This is a genomic window from Brevundimonas sediminis (genome assembly GCF_048799765.1).
GTDB lineage: Bacteria > Pseudomonadota > Alphaproteobacteria > Caulobacterales > Caulobacteraceae > Brevundimonas.
In genome coordinates, this window is the sequence record NZ_JBLYQK010000008.1 from 37,240 (window position 1) to 52,487 (window position 15,248).

A 15,248-nucleotide genomic window follows, 5' to 3' on the forward strand; every position below is an offset into this window, starting at 1 on the left:
AGAGCCGCGACATTGACCGGTCCGCGCCGGGGCAGCCCAGGACGATTCAGTACATCCGGAACCGGCGACGGCTCGCCGTCGTCCACCTCACGTCGCCCTGACCGACGCCCCCTATGTGATAATGATTTGCAAATTCATTTGATCCCGGATACGCCCACGCCGTTCAGCGTTTCGGGGTGTCTTGATGAGCGTGCGTTTTCTTCTGTCGTCCGCCGCGGCGGCGGCCCTTCTGTCTCCCGCCGGCGTCGCCGCCGCCCAGACGGCCCCGCAGCCGGGTCAGGCCATTCCCACCGTCGTGGTCGATGACCGCACCGCCCCGCCTCCGGCCGCGCCGGCCTATGGCTCCGGCGGAGACTCCGGGACCACCACGCTGAACCTCGAGGCGATCGAGGCCCGGGCGCCGGGCTCGGGCGACGCGAACGGCATCCTGCGCATCCTGCCGACCGCCCAGTTCAGCACCTCCGCCGGAAATGCGACCCGGGACGACCTGCAGGACCTGCGCCCGGAGACGGTTTCGATCTCCGGAGGCTCGATCAACGACAACCTGTTCATTCTCGATGGCGTCGGGGTGAACAACTACGGCTATGACGAGGACGCCAACCCGGGCGACTTCACCGGCGCCGGCGTCGCCTCCGCCTCGGCCCAGACCCATTGGGTGGACACCAGCCTCCTCGGCGAGGTGACGGTCCGCGATTCCAACATCCCGGCCCGCTACGGCGATTTCCAGGGCGGCGTGGTCGAACTGACCACCCGGGCGCCCGGCCCTGTCTTCGGCGTCCAGGGCTACTACGGCCTGACCAGTGACGGAATGGCGCAATACCGCATGTCCGACCTGGCGCGCGACAGCTTCGCAGGCGCCGCGCCGGACGCGCCGGAGTTCGAGAAAGAGCGCTTCGGTTTCAATGTCGACCTGCCGGTCAGCGCCCGCTTCCGTCTGCTCGCTGGCTACAACCAGACTACGGCCACAGTGACCAATTTCCCGGGCGCCAACTATGTGGCCTGGGGCGCGTGGGGCCAGCGCAGCCGGTCCGAAAACTACTTGCTGAAGGGCGAGTATGATCTGGCCGACTCGCTGCGGATGACCGCCCAGGTCAGCTATTCGCCCTATGAGAGCGAGGCCCGGCAAACCAACACCGCCTATGACAACCGGATCGTCTCGCGCGGCGGCGGCCTGACCACCCGTCTCGGACTCGAAGGCACGCGGGGTGAGGCGGCGTGGAGCCTGGACCTCAGCCATGCCGACACGGACAATGATCGCGACGCGCCGTGGGGCACCTTCAACATCTCCAGCGCCGCGCCCGGCCTGTCGGGCTGCTCGCTGAGTTCGTCCTGCACCATCGGTTCGGCCGGCGACTTCTACCAGGATCAGCAGCTCACGACCCTGAAGGGCGACTGGGAGCAGCCGCTGGGCTTCGGCGTCCTGTCTGCGGGCTTCGAGCTGTCACACGTCGAGGCGCACCGTGAACGACCACAGGAGCTGGTCTCGCACCTGACCACCGACATCAGCGCCAATACGGTCTGCACCACCGGTGAGAGCCTGGCCTGCCGCAACGGCGCCTACGCCCTGACGACCCAGCTCCGCTACGCCGCCTTCAGCGCCGACGCGGAGATCGACAGCTACGCCGTGTGGGGTGAGTACCAGTTCGATCTCGCCGGTTTCGACGTTCGCGCCGGACTCCGGTACGACCACGAGACCTTCCTGGACAACCACAATATCGCGCCCCGCCTGTCGGTGTCTCGCGACCTGCCCTGGGCCGGGGTCAACGTCACCGCGGGCGTGAACCGCTACTACAATCGCAGCTTCGTCGGCTACACCCTGCGGGAAGGGGCCGGCGTGATCCGCCAGTACCGCCGGACCCCGACCACCGTGGGCGCCGAGCGTCGCTGGGACGACACCTGGGTCCTGACCAGCCACACCGACAGCAATCGCTATTCCGGCCTGGGGCTGGACACCCCCTATTCGGACGAAGCCACCCTCGCCCTGACCGGCCCGTTCGCCTGGATCGGCGGCCAGTACCGCATCAAGGGCATCCTGCGCGAGGGCCGCGATCAGATCTCGCGTTCGGCCCGTTTCACCGAAATCTACGACCGCGAAACCGGCTCCACCGCGACCCGCAGCGTCTACTACGCCACCAACGACGGCGAGCGCAGCTACCGGGGCCTGTCCCTGGAGTACACCCGCCCGGTGGGCGAGGATCATACCCTGACCTTCAGCACCAATTTCTCGCACACCGACGCGACCAATCTCAGCCTGTTCGACATGGCGGACGAGAGCGAGTTGTCGGGCGTGATGGTCTACTACGACGGCGAGGTGGTCGACGTGCTGCAGGCGCTGTCCGACAACCAGGTCGAGGACTACGCCTCGCCCTTCATCGTCAATGCCGACTGGAGCGCGCGCTGGCTCGACGGTCGGGTCCGAACCAACCTCAACGCCCGCTATCGTCAGGGCATCGAGGTCGTCGCCGACACCGGCGCGAACATCAGCGTCGGCGGCGCCACCTACGACGTCTATGACAAGGTCGAGTACTCGGACTCGGTCGATGTGAACCTCGGCGTCGAGGCGGAGATCGTCCGCACCGCCTACGGCGTGGTGAGCGTCGACGCCCGGATCAACAACCTCTTCAACACCGTCCTGAACCCGGACTACCAATCGGCCACCCAGCCTTATCAGTTGGGTCGTAACGCATGGATTTCCATCAAATTCCGCTACTGAGCCCCGGCCTCCGGCGGGCGATCCCGACGGCCCTTGTCCTGGCGATCAGCGCGATCGCCGGGGCGTGGGCGTTCGACGGCGTGCGCGCCCAGGAACACGCCTCATCCGCCCGCGTGGTCCTGACCGGAGCGCCCACGATGGACGCCTTGCGCGCCGCCTATGCCGGCGCGCCCGAGACCTGGCCCGCGCCGGTCCTGAGAGAGGGCGCGGTCTTCGTGGAGTTCGGTCCGGTTCCGCCCACGCCCGCCCCGGCCGACAACCCGACGACGCCCGAAAAGGTCGCACTGGGCCAGCGCCTGTTCGACGACCCCCGCCTGTCCGCCTCGGGCCAGATCGCCTGCGCCTCCTGCCACGCCCGCGAGCTGGGCTTCGCGGACGGGCTTCGCACCTCTTTCGGTCACGACCGGCGACGCGGACGCCGCAACTCGCCGTCCGTCGCGGCGGCCGGCCACCTGCCGGTTTTGTTCTGGGACGGCCGCGCGGCGACGCTGGAGGCGCAGAGCCTGCACCCCATCGTCGACCCGCTGGAAATGGCCGGGACCCTGCCGGTGATCGAGGCCCGCATCGCCGCCGACACGACCTACGCGGAGGACTTCCGCAAGGCCTTCGGGGACGATGGGGTGACCGTCGAGCGGATCGCCATGGCCCTCGCCGCCTTCCAGCGCGATCTGCGCCCGGGTCAGGCGCGCTGGCGGCGGTTCATCGAAGGCCGGCGCAGCGCCCTGAATGACCAGCAACTGCGCGGCCTGCATCTGTTCCGGACCAAGGCCGCCTGCGCCAGTTGCCACAGCGGCCCGGTGTTCAGCGACGGGCGGTTCCACAATCTGGGCCTGACCTTCTACGGCCGCGAACGCGAGGACCTCGGCCGGTATGAGGTGACGGGGCAGGCGGCCGACGTCGGCGCCTTCCGCACGCCCAGTCTGCTCGGCGCCTCGCGGACCGGGCCATGGATGCACAACGGACTGTTCCCGACGATGGAAGGCATCGTCCGGTTTTACGACGCCGGCGGGGCCCGTCCGCGCCCCTCCCCCGGACAGGAAGACGATCCGCTGTTTCCGATGACGGACCCCATGCTTGAGCCGCTCGACCTGACCCGCGAGGAGATCGACGACCTCGTCGCCTTCCTGGAGACCCTCTAGGAGTCCGGCCGGCTGCGGTACTCGATGTTCACCGTGAACTCCCGCGTCGCCCATCGGACGCCGGGGTCGGGGCGCGGAAAAGGCTGGGTCGAGCGGATCTGCTCCAGCGCCGCCCGGTCCAGCGCCCGCACGCCACTGGAGCGTAAAAGGCGCAGGCCCGCGACCCGTCCGCCGCGATCCAGCCGGAACCGGACCGTCACACTCCCTGCGACGTCCCCGGGATGGCGCTTGTGCTGCTCGATCCAAGAGACGACGCGGGCGAAATAGGGATCGGCCTGGGCGGCCGCCGCGGCGCCCTGGACCCGCCCGCCGCCGCCCTGCGTCGCTCCCGCGACCGAGGCCTCGACGGATGACCGCCCCTGACCGGCGTCATCGCCGTCCTGCCGGGGGTCGCGCGCCTCGCCGGTTCGCCGGACGTCCTCAAACCCCGGGGCCGTCGCTGCCGGACGTAGCGCAGCCGGGATGACCGGATCGACCGGCGGGCGCGCGGCGACCTCCCGGGCGGGCGGCGAGGCCGGGACCGGGGGAGCAGTCGCGGCCGGAGCCGCCGACCGATCCGCGACGGCCTCCGCGGCGGGCGGCGTCCGGGACTCAAACCGGGGCGACGGTTCCAGGGTGAGATTGATGACCGGCGCCGCGCCGCCGTCCTGGACCGGCGCAACCTGGAGACCGACCAGAACCAGCAGTCCGGCATGGGCGGCCGCCGCCAGAATCGCCGCCCCGGTCCGACGACCCGCCGGGGCTCGCGACTGTCGGCCCTTGCCGAACGGACGGGGTTCAAGCGGGATCGACGCCATGCGTTCAGGTTGTCGGACGCGACAGGAAGAACGGGTCGGCGGGGGTGAAAACCATACACCTCGTTAGCGAGAATGACTCTCAATATCTACCCACATCCAGGATTTTCCTGACACGGGCCGGGCGGTGATTTACTGCCGGATCACGCCCCCTCGGGACCTGCCGCGCAAGAATTTTGCTTAACAGTCTTGTGCGACGCAGCGAGGCGTGGTTTCTTAACGGCGTTGAACAGGAGCCCCCGTGGCCAATCGCGTCCACATCGCTGACCGCAAGAGCGCCGCCAAGGCGATCGCGGCCGTGCGCGCGCCGTCGATTGAACTGGCCCTGAACACCCTTATTCTCTCGGTAATTCTCGTCCTCCTTACCGGAGCGGCGTGGACGCACGCGACCTGACCTAACCCAGCCTCAGGATCGCCCGCAGCCACCCGCTTCCACCCAGGAAGCGGGTTTTTTGTTGCGCGCGGTCCGGACACCCCCGGAACGACCCTTCGCAATGACGCAAGATTTCACCTCGAACGATCGGCCTCCCAACGCCAGAAGCCGCGCCGTCACCGCCGGTCCGAACCGCGCGGCGGCCCGCAGCTATCTGCGCGCGGCCGGCATGCAGGACGCCGACTTCGACAAGCCGATGATCGCGGTGGTCAACACCTGGTCCTCGGTCACCCCGTGCAACATGCACCTGGACCGCCTGGCCGCCGATGTGCGCGCCGGGATCATCGCCGCGGGCGGCTATCCGGTCGACTTCAACACCATCGTCGTCACCGACGGCATCTCGATGGGCACCCCGGGCATGAAGGCCTCGCTGATCAGCCGCGAGGTCGTCGCCGACAGCATCGAGCTGGCCGTCGAGGGCCACCAGCTGGACGGCGTGATCTGCATCGTCGGTTGCGACAAGACCATTCCGGCCGCCGCCATGGCCCTGGCCCGCATGGATATCCCGGGTCTGGTCTACTACGGCGGCACCATCATGCCGGGGACCATCGGCCAGAAGGAGGTCTCGGTTCAGGAGATCTTCGAGGCCATCGGCGCCCATGCCGCCGGAGCCCTGGACGACGCCGGCCTGAAGGCGGTCGAGACGGCGGTCTGCCCCGGCGCCGGCGCCTGCGGCGGCCAGTTCACCGCCAACACCATGGCCATGGCCCTGTCGGTCATGGGCCTGTCGCCGATGGGCGCCAACGACGTCCCCGCCGTCGATCCCGCCAAAGCGGCCGAGGGCGAGCGTTGCGGCCGCCTGATCGTCGAGCGCGTCTTCGCCGGCGACAGCGCCCGCAAATACATCACCCGCGCCTCGCTGCGGAACGCCGCCGTCGCCGTCTCGGCCTCGGGCGGCTCGACCAACGCCGTCATGCACCTGACCGCCATCGCCGCTGAAGCGGGGGTCGAGTTCGGCGTCGAGGACTGCCATCAGGCCTGCGTCGACGCCCCGGTCATCTGTGACCTGAAGCCGGGCGGCCGCTTCCTGGCATCGCACCTGTTCGCGGCCGGCGGCACCCGTCTGGTCACCCAACGGATGGCCGAGGCGGGCAAGATCGTGAACGCCCCCACCGTCTCGGGCCGCAGCCTGTTCGCCGAAGCCGCCGACGCCGAGGAGACCCCCGGCCAGCAGGTCGTCACCACCTTCGAGGCCCCGGTCATGGATCGCGGCAGCTTCGCCGTCATCTACGGCGACGTCGCTCCCGACGGCGCGGTCATCAAGCTGACCGGCCACAAGGTCGACCGGTTCGAAGGCCCGGCCTGCGTCTTCGACAGCGAGGAAGACGCCTTCCACGCCGTCCAGGACGGTTCGGTCGGCGAGGGCGACGTCATCGTCATCCGCTACGAAGGCCCCAAGGGCGGTCCGGGCATGCGCGAGATGCTGCAGGTCACCGCCGCCCTGAAGGGCCGTGGCGTGCACAACGTCGCCCTGATCACCGACGGCCGGTTCTCGGGCGCCAGCTACGGCTTCGTCGCCGGCCACGTCTCGCCGGAAGCCGCCGTCGGCGGCCCCATCGCCCTGATCCGCGATGGCGATCGCATCGCCATCGACGTCACCCACCGCCGCATCGACGTCATCGGCGTCGATCTGGCGACGCGCCGGGCGGACTTCGCCCCCCGATCGATCCGTCCGGCGCACGGGGTCTTCGCCAAATACCGCGCCGCGGTGGCCTCGGCCGCCCAGGGCGCCGTGACCATCCCCAACCCGCCTCCGGTCCAGCGTCCCGCCGAGACCGAAACCCGATCCGCCCGAGAGGACGCCTGACCCATGGCCATCACCATCTACACCAACGACGACATTCGCCCCGGCGCCATCGCCGGCCAGCGCATCGCCATCATCGGCTACGGCTCGCAGGGCCGGGCCCACGCCCAGAACCTGAAGGACTCCGGCCACGACGTCGTCGCCGGCGTCCGCCACGGCGGCAAGGGCTGGAAGAACGCCACCGCCGACGGCGTCCCGACCGCCGAGCCCGCCGAGGCGGTCAAGGGCGCGGACATCATCGCCATCCTGACCCCGGACATGATCCAGGCCGAGGTCTATCGCGACATCATCGAGCCGAACGCCAAGCCCGGCTCGGCCATCCTGTTCGCCCACGGCTTCTCGATCATCTACGGCCGCATCACGCCGCGCGAGGACATGGACGTCATCCTGGTCGCCCCCAAGGGTCCGGGCGATCTGGTTCGTCGCGAATACCAGCGCGGCCGGGGCGTCCCCTCCCTGTTCGCCATCGAGAAGGACGCGACCGGCAAGGCCCGCGACCGCGCCATGGGCTACGCCAAGGGCAACGGCGGCGCGACCGGCGGCCTGCTGGAGACCACCTTCCGCGAGGAAACCGAGACCGATCTGTTCGGCGAACAGGCCGTCCTGTGCGGCGGCGCCAAGGAGCTGGTCATGTCCGGGTTCAACACCCTGGTCGAGGCCGGCTACCAGCCCGAGATCGCCTATTTCGAGTGTATGCACGAGCTGAAGCTGATCGTGGACCTGTTCTACGAGGGCGGCATCACCAAGATGAACGAGTTCATCTCGGAGACGGCCAAGTGGGGCTCGGTCAAGTCCGGCCCGCGCGTCATCACCGACGAAACCCGCGCCCGCATGAAGACCATTCTGGACGAGATCCAGTCGGGTCAGTTCGCCAGCGAATGGATCGCCGAGAACGAGGCGGGCAAGCCCCGCTACGACGCCTGGGTCAAGGCCGACGGCGAGCAGGCCATCGAGCAGACCGGCGCCAGGCTGCGTGAACGCATGGCCTGGCTGCACGCCCCCAAATCGGAAGCCGCCTGAACCATGACCGCCTCCGCCGCCCGCATGACCGCGCCCGAAACCGCTCCCCGGAGCGGCGCCCGCCTGCTCGTCTCCACCCTGGAGCGACTGGGGGTGGAGGTCGTGTTCGGCTATCCGGGCGGCGCGATCATGCCCGTCTATGACGCCCTGGCCGGGTCGAAGCTGCGCCACATCCTGGTCCGGCACGAACAGGCCGCCGCCTTTGCCGCCGACGCCTATGCGCGCCGAAGCGGCAAGGTCGGGGTCTGCATGGCCACCTCGGGCCCCGGCGCCACCAATCTGATCACCGGCATCGCCAATGCGATGATGGATTCCATCCCGGTCGTCTGCATCACCGGCAATGTCGCCCAGGGCGTCATGGGCACCGACGCCTTCCAGGAGATCGACATCCTGGGGGTCACCCTGCCGATCGTGAAGCACTCCATCCTGGTCCGCGATCCGGCCGACGTTCCGGCCGCCATCGAGGAAGCCTTCCACATCGCCGCCTCGGGACGTCCGGGTCCCGTGCTGGTCGATCTGCCCAAGGACGTCCAGGTCGGCCAGACCACCGAGGATTTCGGCTTCAGCTATCCCAACGAGACCATCCCGACCGACCATGACGCCATCGCCGCCGCGGCCGAGGCGATCCGCGGCGCCCAACGCCCGCTGATCTATATCGGCGGCGGCGTGAAGATCGGCGGCGCCGTCGAACAGGTCCGCGCCTTCGCCGACGCCACCGGCATCCCGTCGGTCGCCACCCTGAACGCGCTGGGAACCATCCCGACGGACGCCCCCGGCATGCTGGGCATGCTGGGCATGCACGGCACGCGCGCGGCCAATGAGGCGGTGCAGGACGCCGACCTGCTGATCGTCTTCGGCGCCCGCTTCGACGACCGCGCCACCGGCAAGCTGGCCGAGTTCGCGCCCCATGCCCGGGTCATCCATTTCGACATCGACGCCTCGGAGATCGGCAAGCTGCGGGAGACCTGGATCCCGGTCCAGGGCGAACTGGCGCCGGGGATCGAGGCCCTGACCGCCCGTCTGGCCGGTCGCGGCCCGGCCATCGATCCGTGGATGATCCACTGCGCCAGCCGGGCCCGCAACACCGCCTTCCGCTATGACGCCCCGGGCGAGGGCGTCTACGCCCCGGCCCTGCTGAAGGCGATCTCGGAGGCCGCCGGTGACGACTTCGTCGCCGCCTGCGACGTCGGTCAGCACCAGATGTGGGCCGCGCAGCACTGTCGCTTCGCCCGGCCGGAATCCCACATCACCTCGGGCGGTCTGGGCGCCATGGGCTTCGGCCTGCCCGCCGGTATCGGCGCCAAGCTGTCCGACCCGGACGCCACGGTCGTCGTCATCGCCGGCGACGGCGGCTTCATGATGAACGTGCAGGAACTGGCCACCCTGCGTCGCTACGGCGTCGCGGTGAAGGTCCTGCTGCTGGACAACAGCTCGCTGGGCCTGGTCCGCCAGTGGCAGGAGCTGTTCTTCGACGGCAACTACTCGGAGATCGACCTGTCCGACAATCCGGACTTCGTGAAGGTCGCCGAGGCCTTCGGGATCGAGGCCTTCCGAATTAGCCGGCGCGAGGAGGTGGAGGCCGGGATCGCCCGCCTGCTGGCCGCCGACGGCCCCTGCCTCGCGCACGTGATCATCGATCCCCGGGAAAACGTGTGGCCGCTGGTCCCGCCCGGAAAGAACAACGCCGAAATGATGGAAGGCGCCTGACCATGAGCTCCGACACCCTGCACCTGCACATTGACCGCGCCGACGGCTCGCTCCAGCGCCTGATCGGTCTGGTGGAGCGCCGCGGCTTCCACATCGACGGCATCACCATGCGTGATGAGGGCCCCGCCCGCCGGATCGAAATGGCCGTGCGCGGCCGCGATGAGGCGCGCTGCACCCGAACCCTGGGCCGCCAGATCGACAAGCTGTTCGGCGTCACCCGCGTCAGCGCTCCCACCTCGACCTTCCATCCCGAGGTAGCGGCATGACCCGGGTCCAACAGGCCGTCGCCGCCGATCCGGACAAGGTCGTCGTCTTCGACACCACCCTGCGCGACGGGGAACAGGCGCCCGGCTTCTCCATGGGCCCGGACGACAAGGTCCGCATGGCCCACGTTCTGGCTGACCTGAAGGTCGATGTGGTCGAGGCCGGCTTCGCCGCCGCCTCCCCCGGCGACGAGGAAGGCATCCGTCGCGTCGTCGGCGAGGTCGAGGGCCCGGTCTTCTGCTCGCTGGCCCGTTCGAACGAGGCGGACATCGACGCCGCCTGGCGCGCCCTGTCGGGAACGGAGGAACGCCGCATCCACATCTTCCTGGGCACCAGCCCGATCCACCGGTCGGCCAAGCTGAAAATGTCCAGGGCCGAGGTGCTGGCCGCCGCCGAGCGCTCGGTCGCCTATGCCCGCACCCGGTTCGAGGATGTGGAGTTCAGCCCCGAAGACGCCATCCGCACCGAGCCGGAGTTCCTGGCCGAGGTGTGCGAGGTCGCTGCGGCGGCGGGCGCCACGACCCTGAACATCCCCGACACCGTCGGTTATTCGACCCCGGGCGAGATCGCCGAGATCTACCGCAACCTGATGGCCGCCGTTCGCGTGCGCCATCCGCACGTGGTCTTCTCGGCCCACTGTCACGACGATCTGGGCATGGCTGTCGCCAATTCACTGGCGGCCGTCGAGGCCGGCGCCCGTCAGGTCGAAGGCGCCATCAACGGCATCGGTGAGCGGGCCGGCAACGCCTCGATCGAGGAGATGGTCATGGCCATCCGCACGCGCTCGGACCGCTACGGCCTGCACACCGGCGTGGACTGCACCCACCTGGTTCGCGCCAGCCGCCTGCTGAGCGAGATCACCCACACCCCGGTCGTGCGCAACAAGGCCATCGTCGGCCTGAACGCCTTCGCCCACGAGGCGGGCATCCACCAGCACGGCATGATGGCCGATCCGTCGACCTACGAAATCATGCGTCCCCAGGACGTCGGCTTCGAAGGCACCTGGTTCGTGCTGGGCAAGCACTCGGGTCGCCACGCCGTGGCCAAGCGGGCCGAGGCCCTGGGCCAGCCCGTATCCGGCGCCCATCTGGCCGCCGCCTTCGCCGGCTTCAAACGCCGCGCCGACGAGATCGGCGAGATCAATGACAAGGAACTGCTGGCGATCATCGAGGCCTCGCGCCCGGACGCCACCCGCCCACAGGAGTACGCCTATGCAGCCGCTGGCTGAGCACATCTGGGTCAACGGCGAACTGACGCCGTGGGCCGACGCCAAGGTTCACGTGATGAGCCATGCCCTGCACTACGGCACCTCGGTGTTCGAGGGCATCCGCGTCTATGACACCCCCGACGGCCCCTGCGGCTTCCGCCTGACCGACCACGTCCGCCGCCTGTTCGACAGCGCCCGCATGTATCATTTCGAGCTGCCGTATACGGTGGACGAACTGGTCGAGGCCTGTCGCGCCACCGTGCGCTCGACCGGACTGAAGTCGGCCTACATCCGTCCCATCGCCTTCCTGGGCGCCTGCGGCATGGGCGTCACCCCGTCGCCCGACAACATGAACGTCGACGTCGCCATCGCCGCCTTCCCGTGGGGTGCCTATCTGGGCGAGGAGGCGCTGGAGAAGGGCGTCGACGCCTGCGTCGCCAGCTGGTCGCGCATCGCCCCTAACACCGTGCCCTCGGGCGCCAAGGCGGGCGGCAACTACCTGTCCTCCTATCTGATCGGGCGCGAGGCCCGCGTCGGCGGCTTCGGCGAGGGCATCGCCCTGGGCGTCGACGGTCGCCTGTCCGAGGGCGCCGGAGAGAACCTGTTCATCGTCAAGGACGGCGAGATCGTCACCCCGCCCGCCGCCGCCTCCATCCTGATGGGCATCACCCGCGACAGCGTGCTGAAGCTGGCCCGTGGCCTGGGTTACGAGACCCGCGAACAGATCCTGCCGCGCGAGGCCCTGTACGTCGCCGACGAGATCTTCATGACCGGCACCGCCGCCGAGATCACCCCGGTGCGCTCGGTCGACGGCATCACCACCCGCGCCGCCGGCCCGGGCCCGGTGACCAGGGCCGTCAACGCCGCCTTCCGCGGCCTGTTCACCGGCGCCACGCCCGACCGCCACAACTGGCTGGAGCCGATCGGCGCCCCTGCCCCGGCTCCGCAGCGTGAGGCCGAATATGCCTGAGACCCTGTTCGAAAAGGTATGGAACCGGCACGTGGTGCAGGCGGAAACGCCGGACGCCCCGGCGGTGCTCTACATCGACCTGCATCTGGTTCATGAGGTCACCAGCCCGCAGGCCTTTTCCGAGATCGAGAGCCGCGGCCTGAAGGTGCGTCGCCCCGACCGCACGTTCGCGACCCTGGACCACTCGACCCCCACCCTGCCCGCCGACGCCAACGGCGAGCGGCCCTACTACACGGCGGCGTCGAAGGCGCAGGTCGAGACGCTGGAGGCCAACTGCGCCCGCCACGGCGTGTCGCTGGCGGGCTGGGACTCGGCGGACCGGGGCGTCGTGCACGTCATGGGACCGGAGCTGGGCCTGACCCAGCCCGGCATGACTGTCGTCTGCGGCGACAGCCACACCGCCACTCACGGCGCCTTCGGCGCCCTGGCTTTCGGCATCGGCACCTCCGAGGTCGGCCACGTCCTGGCCACCCAGTGCCTGCTGCAGCGCAAACCGAAGACCATGCGCGTCACCGTCGACGGGCAGTTGCAGCCGGGCGTCTCGGGCAAGGACGTCGCCTTGGCCGTCATCGCCCGCCTGGGCTTCGGCGGCGGCACCGGCTTCGTCGTTGAATACGCCGGCGAGGCGATCCGTTCGCTGGACATGGAAGGGCGGATGACCGTCTGCAACATGTCGATCGAGGCGGGCGCCCGCGCGGGCATGATCGCCCCCGACCAGACCACGGTGGACTGGCTGAAGGGCCGCAAGCACGCCCCCGACGCCGCCGTCTGGGACCAGACCGTCGCGGACTGGCTGTCGCTGGCCTCCGACCCCGGCGCGACCTACGACGCCGAAGTCCACATCGACGGCGCCGCCATCCGGCCCATGGCCACCTGGGGCACCACCCCGGACGCAGGCTCGGCCATCGGCGAGCCCGTCCCCGCCCCGCGCGACGCCTCGGGTGAAAAGGCCCTGGCCTATATGGGCTTCACGCCCGGCGAGGCGACCACCGGCCATGCGGTCGATGTCGTCTTCATCGGCAGTTGCACCAACGGCCGCCTGCCGGACCTGCGCGCCGCCGCCGAGGTCCTGCGCGGCCGCAAGGTCAAGCCGGGCCTGCGCATGCTGGTCGTTCCCGGCTCGGAGGCTGTCCGCCGCGACGCCGAGGCCGAAGGCCTGGACCAGGTCTTCATCGAGGCCGGGGCCGAATGGCGCATCCCGGGCTGCTCCATGTGTCTGGCCATGAACGGCGACATGGTCGCGCCCGGCCAGCTGGCCGTCTCGACCTCCAACCGCAATTTCGAAGGCCGCCAGGGCCCCGGCTCGCGCACCATCCTGGCCAGCCCCGCCACCGCGGCGGCGACCGCCGTCACCGGCGTCCTGACCGACCCCCGCGTCTTCCTGCAGGAGAAGGTCGATGCCTGATCCCTTCAAATCCCTGACCTCAAAAGCCGTGGTCCTGTCGCAGTCGAACATCGACACAGACCAGATCATCCCGGGTCGCTTCCTGAGCACCACCAGCCGTGAAGGGCTGGGCGCCTGGGCCTTCTATGACTGGCGCTATGAGTCCGATGGCTCGCCGAAGCCGGAAGCGGTCCTGAACCGCATCGATCCGAGCGAGCGCCGCATCCTGCTGGCCGGGAAGAATTTCGCCTGCGGCTCCTCGCGCGAGCACGCCCCCTGGGCGCTGATGGACTACGGCTTCCGGGCCGTGGTCTCGACCGGGATCGCCGACATCTTCACCTCCAACGCCCTGAAGAACGGCTTCCTGCCCATCGTCGTCGATCAGGCGACCTGGGATGACCTCGCCGCCCACGCCGACCAGCCGATCACCATCGATCTGGAAACCTCCACCATCCAGCGCGGCAATGCAGCGCCTGTCGCATTCACGGTGGAGAGTTTCGCCCGCCAGTGTCTGCTGGACGGGGTCGACACCCTCGGCTGGCTGCAAGCCCGCCTGCCCGCCATTGAAGCCTTTGAACGCCAAACGGAAACCGCCTGATGTCCGCCCCCAAGACCTACAACATCGTCGTCCTGCCCGGTGACGGCGTCGGCCCCGAAGTGGCCCATGCGGCCCGCGCTGTTCTGACGGTGATCGGCGATTTCTACGGCCACACCTTCAACTTCAGCGAACACCTGATCGGCGGCGCGGCCATCGACGCCACCGGCGACCCCCTGCCGCCCGAAACCGCCGACGCCTGTCTGGCCGCCGACGCGGTCCTGCTGGGCGCCGTGGGCGGACCCAAGTGGGATGGCGGCAAGCGCCGTCCGGAGGAAGGCCTGCTGGGCCTGCGCAAGGTTATGGGCCTGTACGCCAACCTGCGTCCGCTGCAGGTCTCGCCGGTTCTGGCCCACCGTTCGCCGCTCAAGAAGGAGATCGTCGAGGGCGTCGATCTGATCGTCTTCCGTGAACTGACGGGCGGCATCTATTTCGGCGAAAAGACCCGCACCGCCGACCGCGCCACCGACCTGTGCGAATACACCGTGCCGGAGATCGAGCGCGTGGCCCGCGCCGCCTTCCAGACCGCACAGCAGCGGCGCGGCAAGGTCACCTCGGTCGACAAGGCCAACGTCATGGAGACCAGCCGCCTGTGGCGCGAGGTCGTCAGCCGCGTCCACGCCGAGGAGTTCCCGCGCAGCGAGCTGGAGCACGCCCTGGTCGACTCCATGGCCATGCACCTGATCCGCAAGCCGCGCGACTACGACGTCATCCTGACCGAGAACATGTTCGGCGACATCCTGTCCGACGAGATCTCGGTGCTGGGCGGCTCCATCGGCCTGCTGCCGTCGGCGTCGCTGGGCTCCGGCGGCCCGGGCCTGTTCGAACCGATCCACGGCTCGGCCCCCGACATCGCCGGCCAGGACAAGGCCAATCCGGTCGGCACCATCCTGTCCGCCGCCCTGTTGCTGCGCCACAGCCTGGGGCTGGAGGACGAGGCCGCCTCCATCGAGGCCGCCTGCGCCGCCGTCCTGTCCGCCGGGGCCGTCACCGCCGATCTGGGCGGAGAGCTGGGCACCCGGGCCGCGGCCAACGCGGTCATCGACGGCATCCGCGCCATCCACTGGGCCGCCGCCCATCGGGTCCAGATGCACTGGGCCTGACGAAAGAACCGTGCTCCGCCCGCCCGGAAGTGGCGGTCGGGGCGCAATTTTCCACCTTTCGGGTTGACGGACCCCCGTCTTGTCGGTCAGCCTCCCTTCCGAACTTCAACCGAGC

The 15,248-nt window shown here is 69.4% G+C and carries 13 protein-coding genes; 12 read left to right on the plus strand and 1 reads right to left on the minus strand.

The annotated features are described in order from the left end of the window. The first annotated feature begins 184 nt into the window (after positions 1-184). Complete coding sequence (locus tag ACLQ7T_RS06690) at positions 185-2,713, plus strand: TonB-dependent receptor (RefSeq protein WP_420478720.1); 2,529 nt, start codon at positions 185-187, stop codon at positions 2,711-2,713. Continuing rightward, a complete protein-coding gene (locus ACLQ7T_RS06695; RefSeq protein WP_420478721.1) occupies positions 2,686-3,852 on the plus strand; it encodes a cytochrome-c peroxidase in 1,167 nt (388 codons plus the stop codon). The genes ACLQ7T_RS06690 and ACLQ7T_RS06695 overlap by 28 nt, the downstream gene beginning before the upstream one ends. Here the strand turns inward: ACLQ7T_RS06695 and ACLQ7T_RS06700 are convergent. After that, positions 3,849-4,649 carry a TonB family protein gene (locus ACLQ7T_RS06700; protein WP_420478722.1) on the minus strand — a complete coding sequence of 267 codons (801 nt, stop codon included), beginning with the start codon at positions 4,647-4,649 and terminating at the stop codon, positions 3,849-3,851. The genes ACLQ7T_RS06695 and ACLQ7T_RS06700 overlap by 4 nt on opposite strands. Before the next feature lie 238 nt (positions 4,650-4,887). Between ACLQ7T_RS06700 and ACLQ7T_RS06705 the strand changes: the two genes are divergently transcribed. From ACLQ7T_RS06705 to leuB, 10 genes are all read left to right on the plus strand, one after another. After that, entirely contained in the window at positions 4,888-5,040 is a 153-nt protein-coding gene (locus ACLQ7T_RS06705) for a hypothetical protein (RefSeq protein WP_420478723.1), read from the plus strand. 100 nt (positions 5,041-5,140) lie between these two features. Further along, positions 5,141-6,886: a dihydroxy-acid dehydratase gene (gene ilvD / locus ACLQ7T_RS06710; RefSeq protein ID WP_420478724.1), complete on the plus strand. Its 1,746-nt coding sequence runs from the start codon at positions 5,141-5,143 to the stop codon at positions 6,884-6,886. Between the two features lie 3 nt (positions 6,887-6,889). Further along, the gene (gene ilvC, locus ACLQ7T_RS06715) at positions 6,890-7,903 is read left to right on the plus strand and encodes a ketol-acid reductoisomerase (RefSeq protein WP_420478725.1); all 1,014 of its coding nucleotides are present in this window, start codon (positions 6,890-6,892) and stop codon (positions 7,901-7,903) included. Positions 7,904-7,906: 3 nt separating this feature from the next. Next, entirely contained in the window at positions 7,907-9,610 is a 1,704-nt protein-coding gene (gene ilvG / locus ACLQ7T_RS06720; protein ID WP_420478726.1) for an acetolactate synthase 2 catalytic subunit, read from the plus strand. 2 nt (positions 9,611-9,612) lie between these two features. Beyond that, on the plus strand, positions 9,613-9,876 hold the full coding sequence (locus ACLQ7T_RS06725; protein ID WP_420478727.1) for an ACT domain-containing protein: 264 nt from the start codon (positions 9,613-9,615) through the stop codon (positions 9,874-9,876). Beyond that, complete coding sequence (locus tag ACLQ7T_RS06730) at positions 9,873-11,102, plus strand: 2-isopropylmalate synthase (RefSeq protein ID WP_420478728.1); 1,230 nt, start codon at positions 9,873-9,875, stop codon at positions 11,100-11,102. Before ACLQ7T_RS06725 ends, ACLQ7T_RS06730 begins: the two co-directional genes overlap by 4 nt. Continuing rightward, positions 11,086-12,051: a branched-chain amino acid transaminase gene (locus ACLQ7T_RS06735; RefSeq protein WP_420478729.1), complete on the plus strand. Its 966-nt coding sequence runs from the start codon at positions 11,086-11,088 to the stop codon at positions 12,049-12,051. Before ACLQ7T_RS06730 ends, ACLQ7T_RS06735 begins: the two co-directional genes overlap by 17 nt. Then, a complete protein-coding gene (gene leuC / locus ACLQ7T_RS06740; protein ID WP_420478730.1) occupies positions 12,044-13,456 on the plus strand; it encodes a 3-isopropylmalate dehydratase large subunit in 1,413 nt (470 codons plus the stop codon). Before ACLQ7T_RS06735 ends, leuC begins: the two co-directional genes overlap by 8 nt. Next, positions 13,449-14,033: a 3-isopropylmalate dehydratase small subunit gene (gene leuD / locus ACLQ7T_RS06745; RefSeq protein WP_420478731.1), complete on the plus strand. Its 585-nt coding sequence runs from the start codon at positions 13,449-13,451 to the stop codon at positions 14,031-14,033. Before leuC ends, leuD begins: the two co-directional genes overlap by 8 nt. After that, positions 14,033-15,133, plus strand: coding sequence for a 3-isopropylmalate dehydrogenase (gene leuB / locus ACLQ7T_RS06750; protein WP_420478732.1), 1,101 nt, complete (start codon positions 14,033-14,035; stop codon positions 15,131-15,133). Before leuD ends, leuB begins: the two co-directional genes overlap by 1 nt. Positions 15,134-15,248 lie beyond the last annotated feature (115 nt).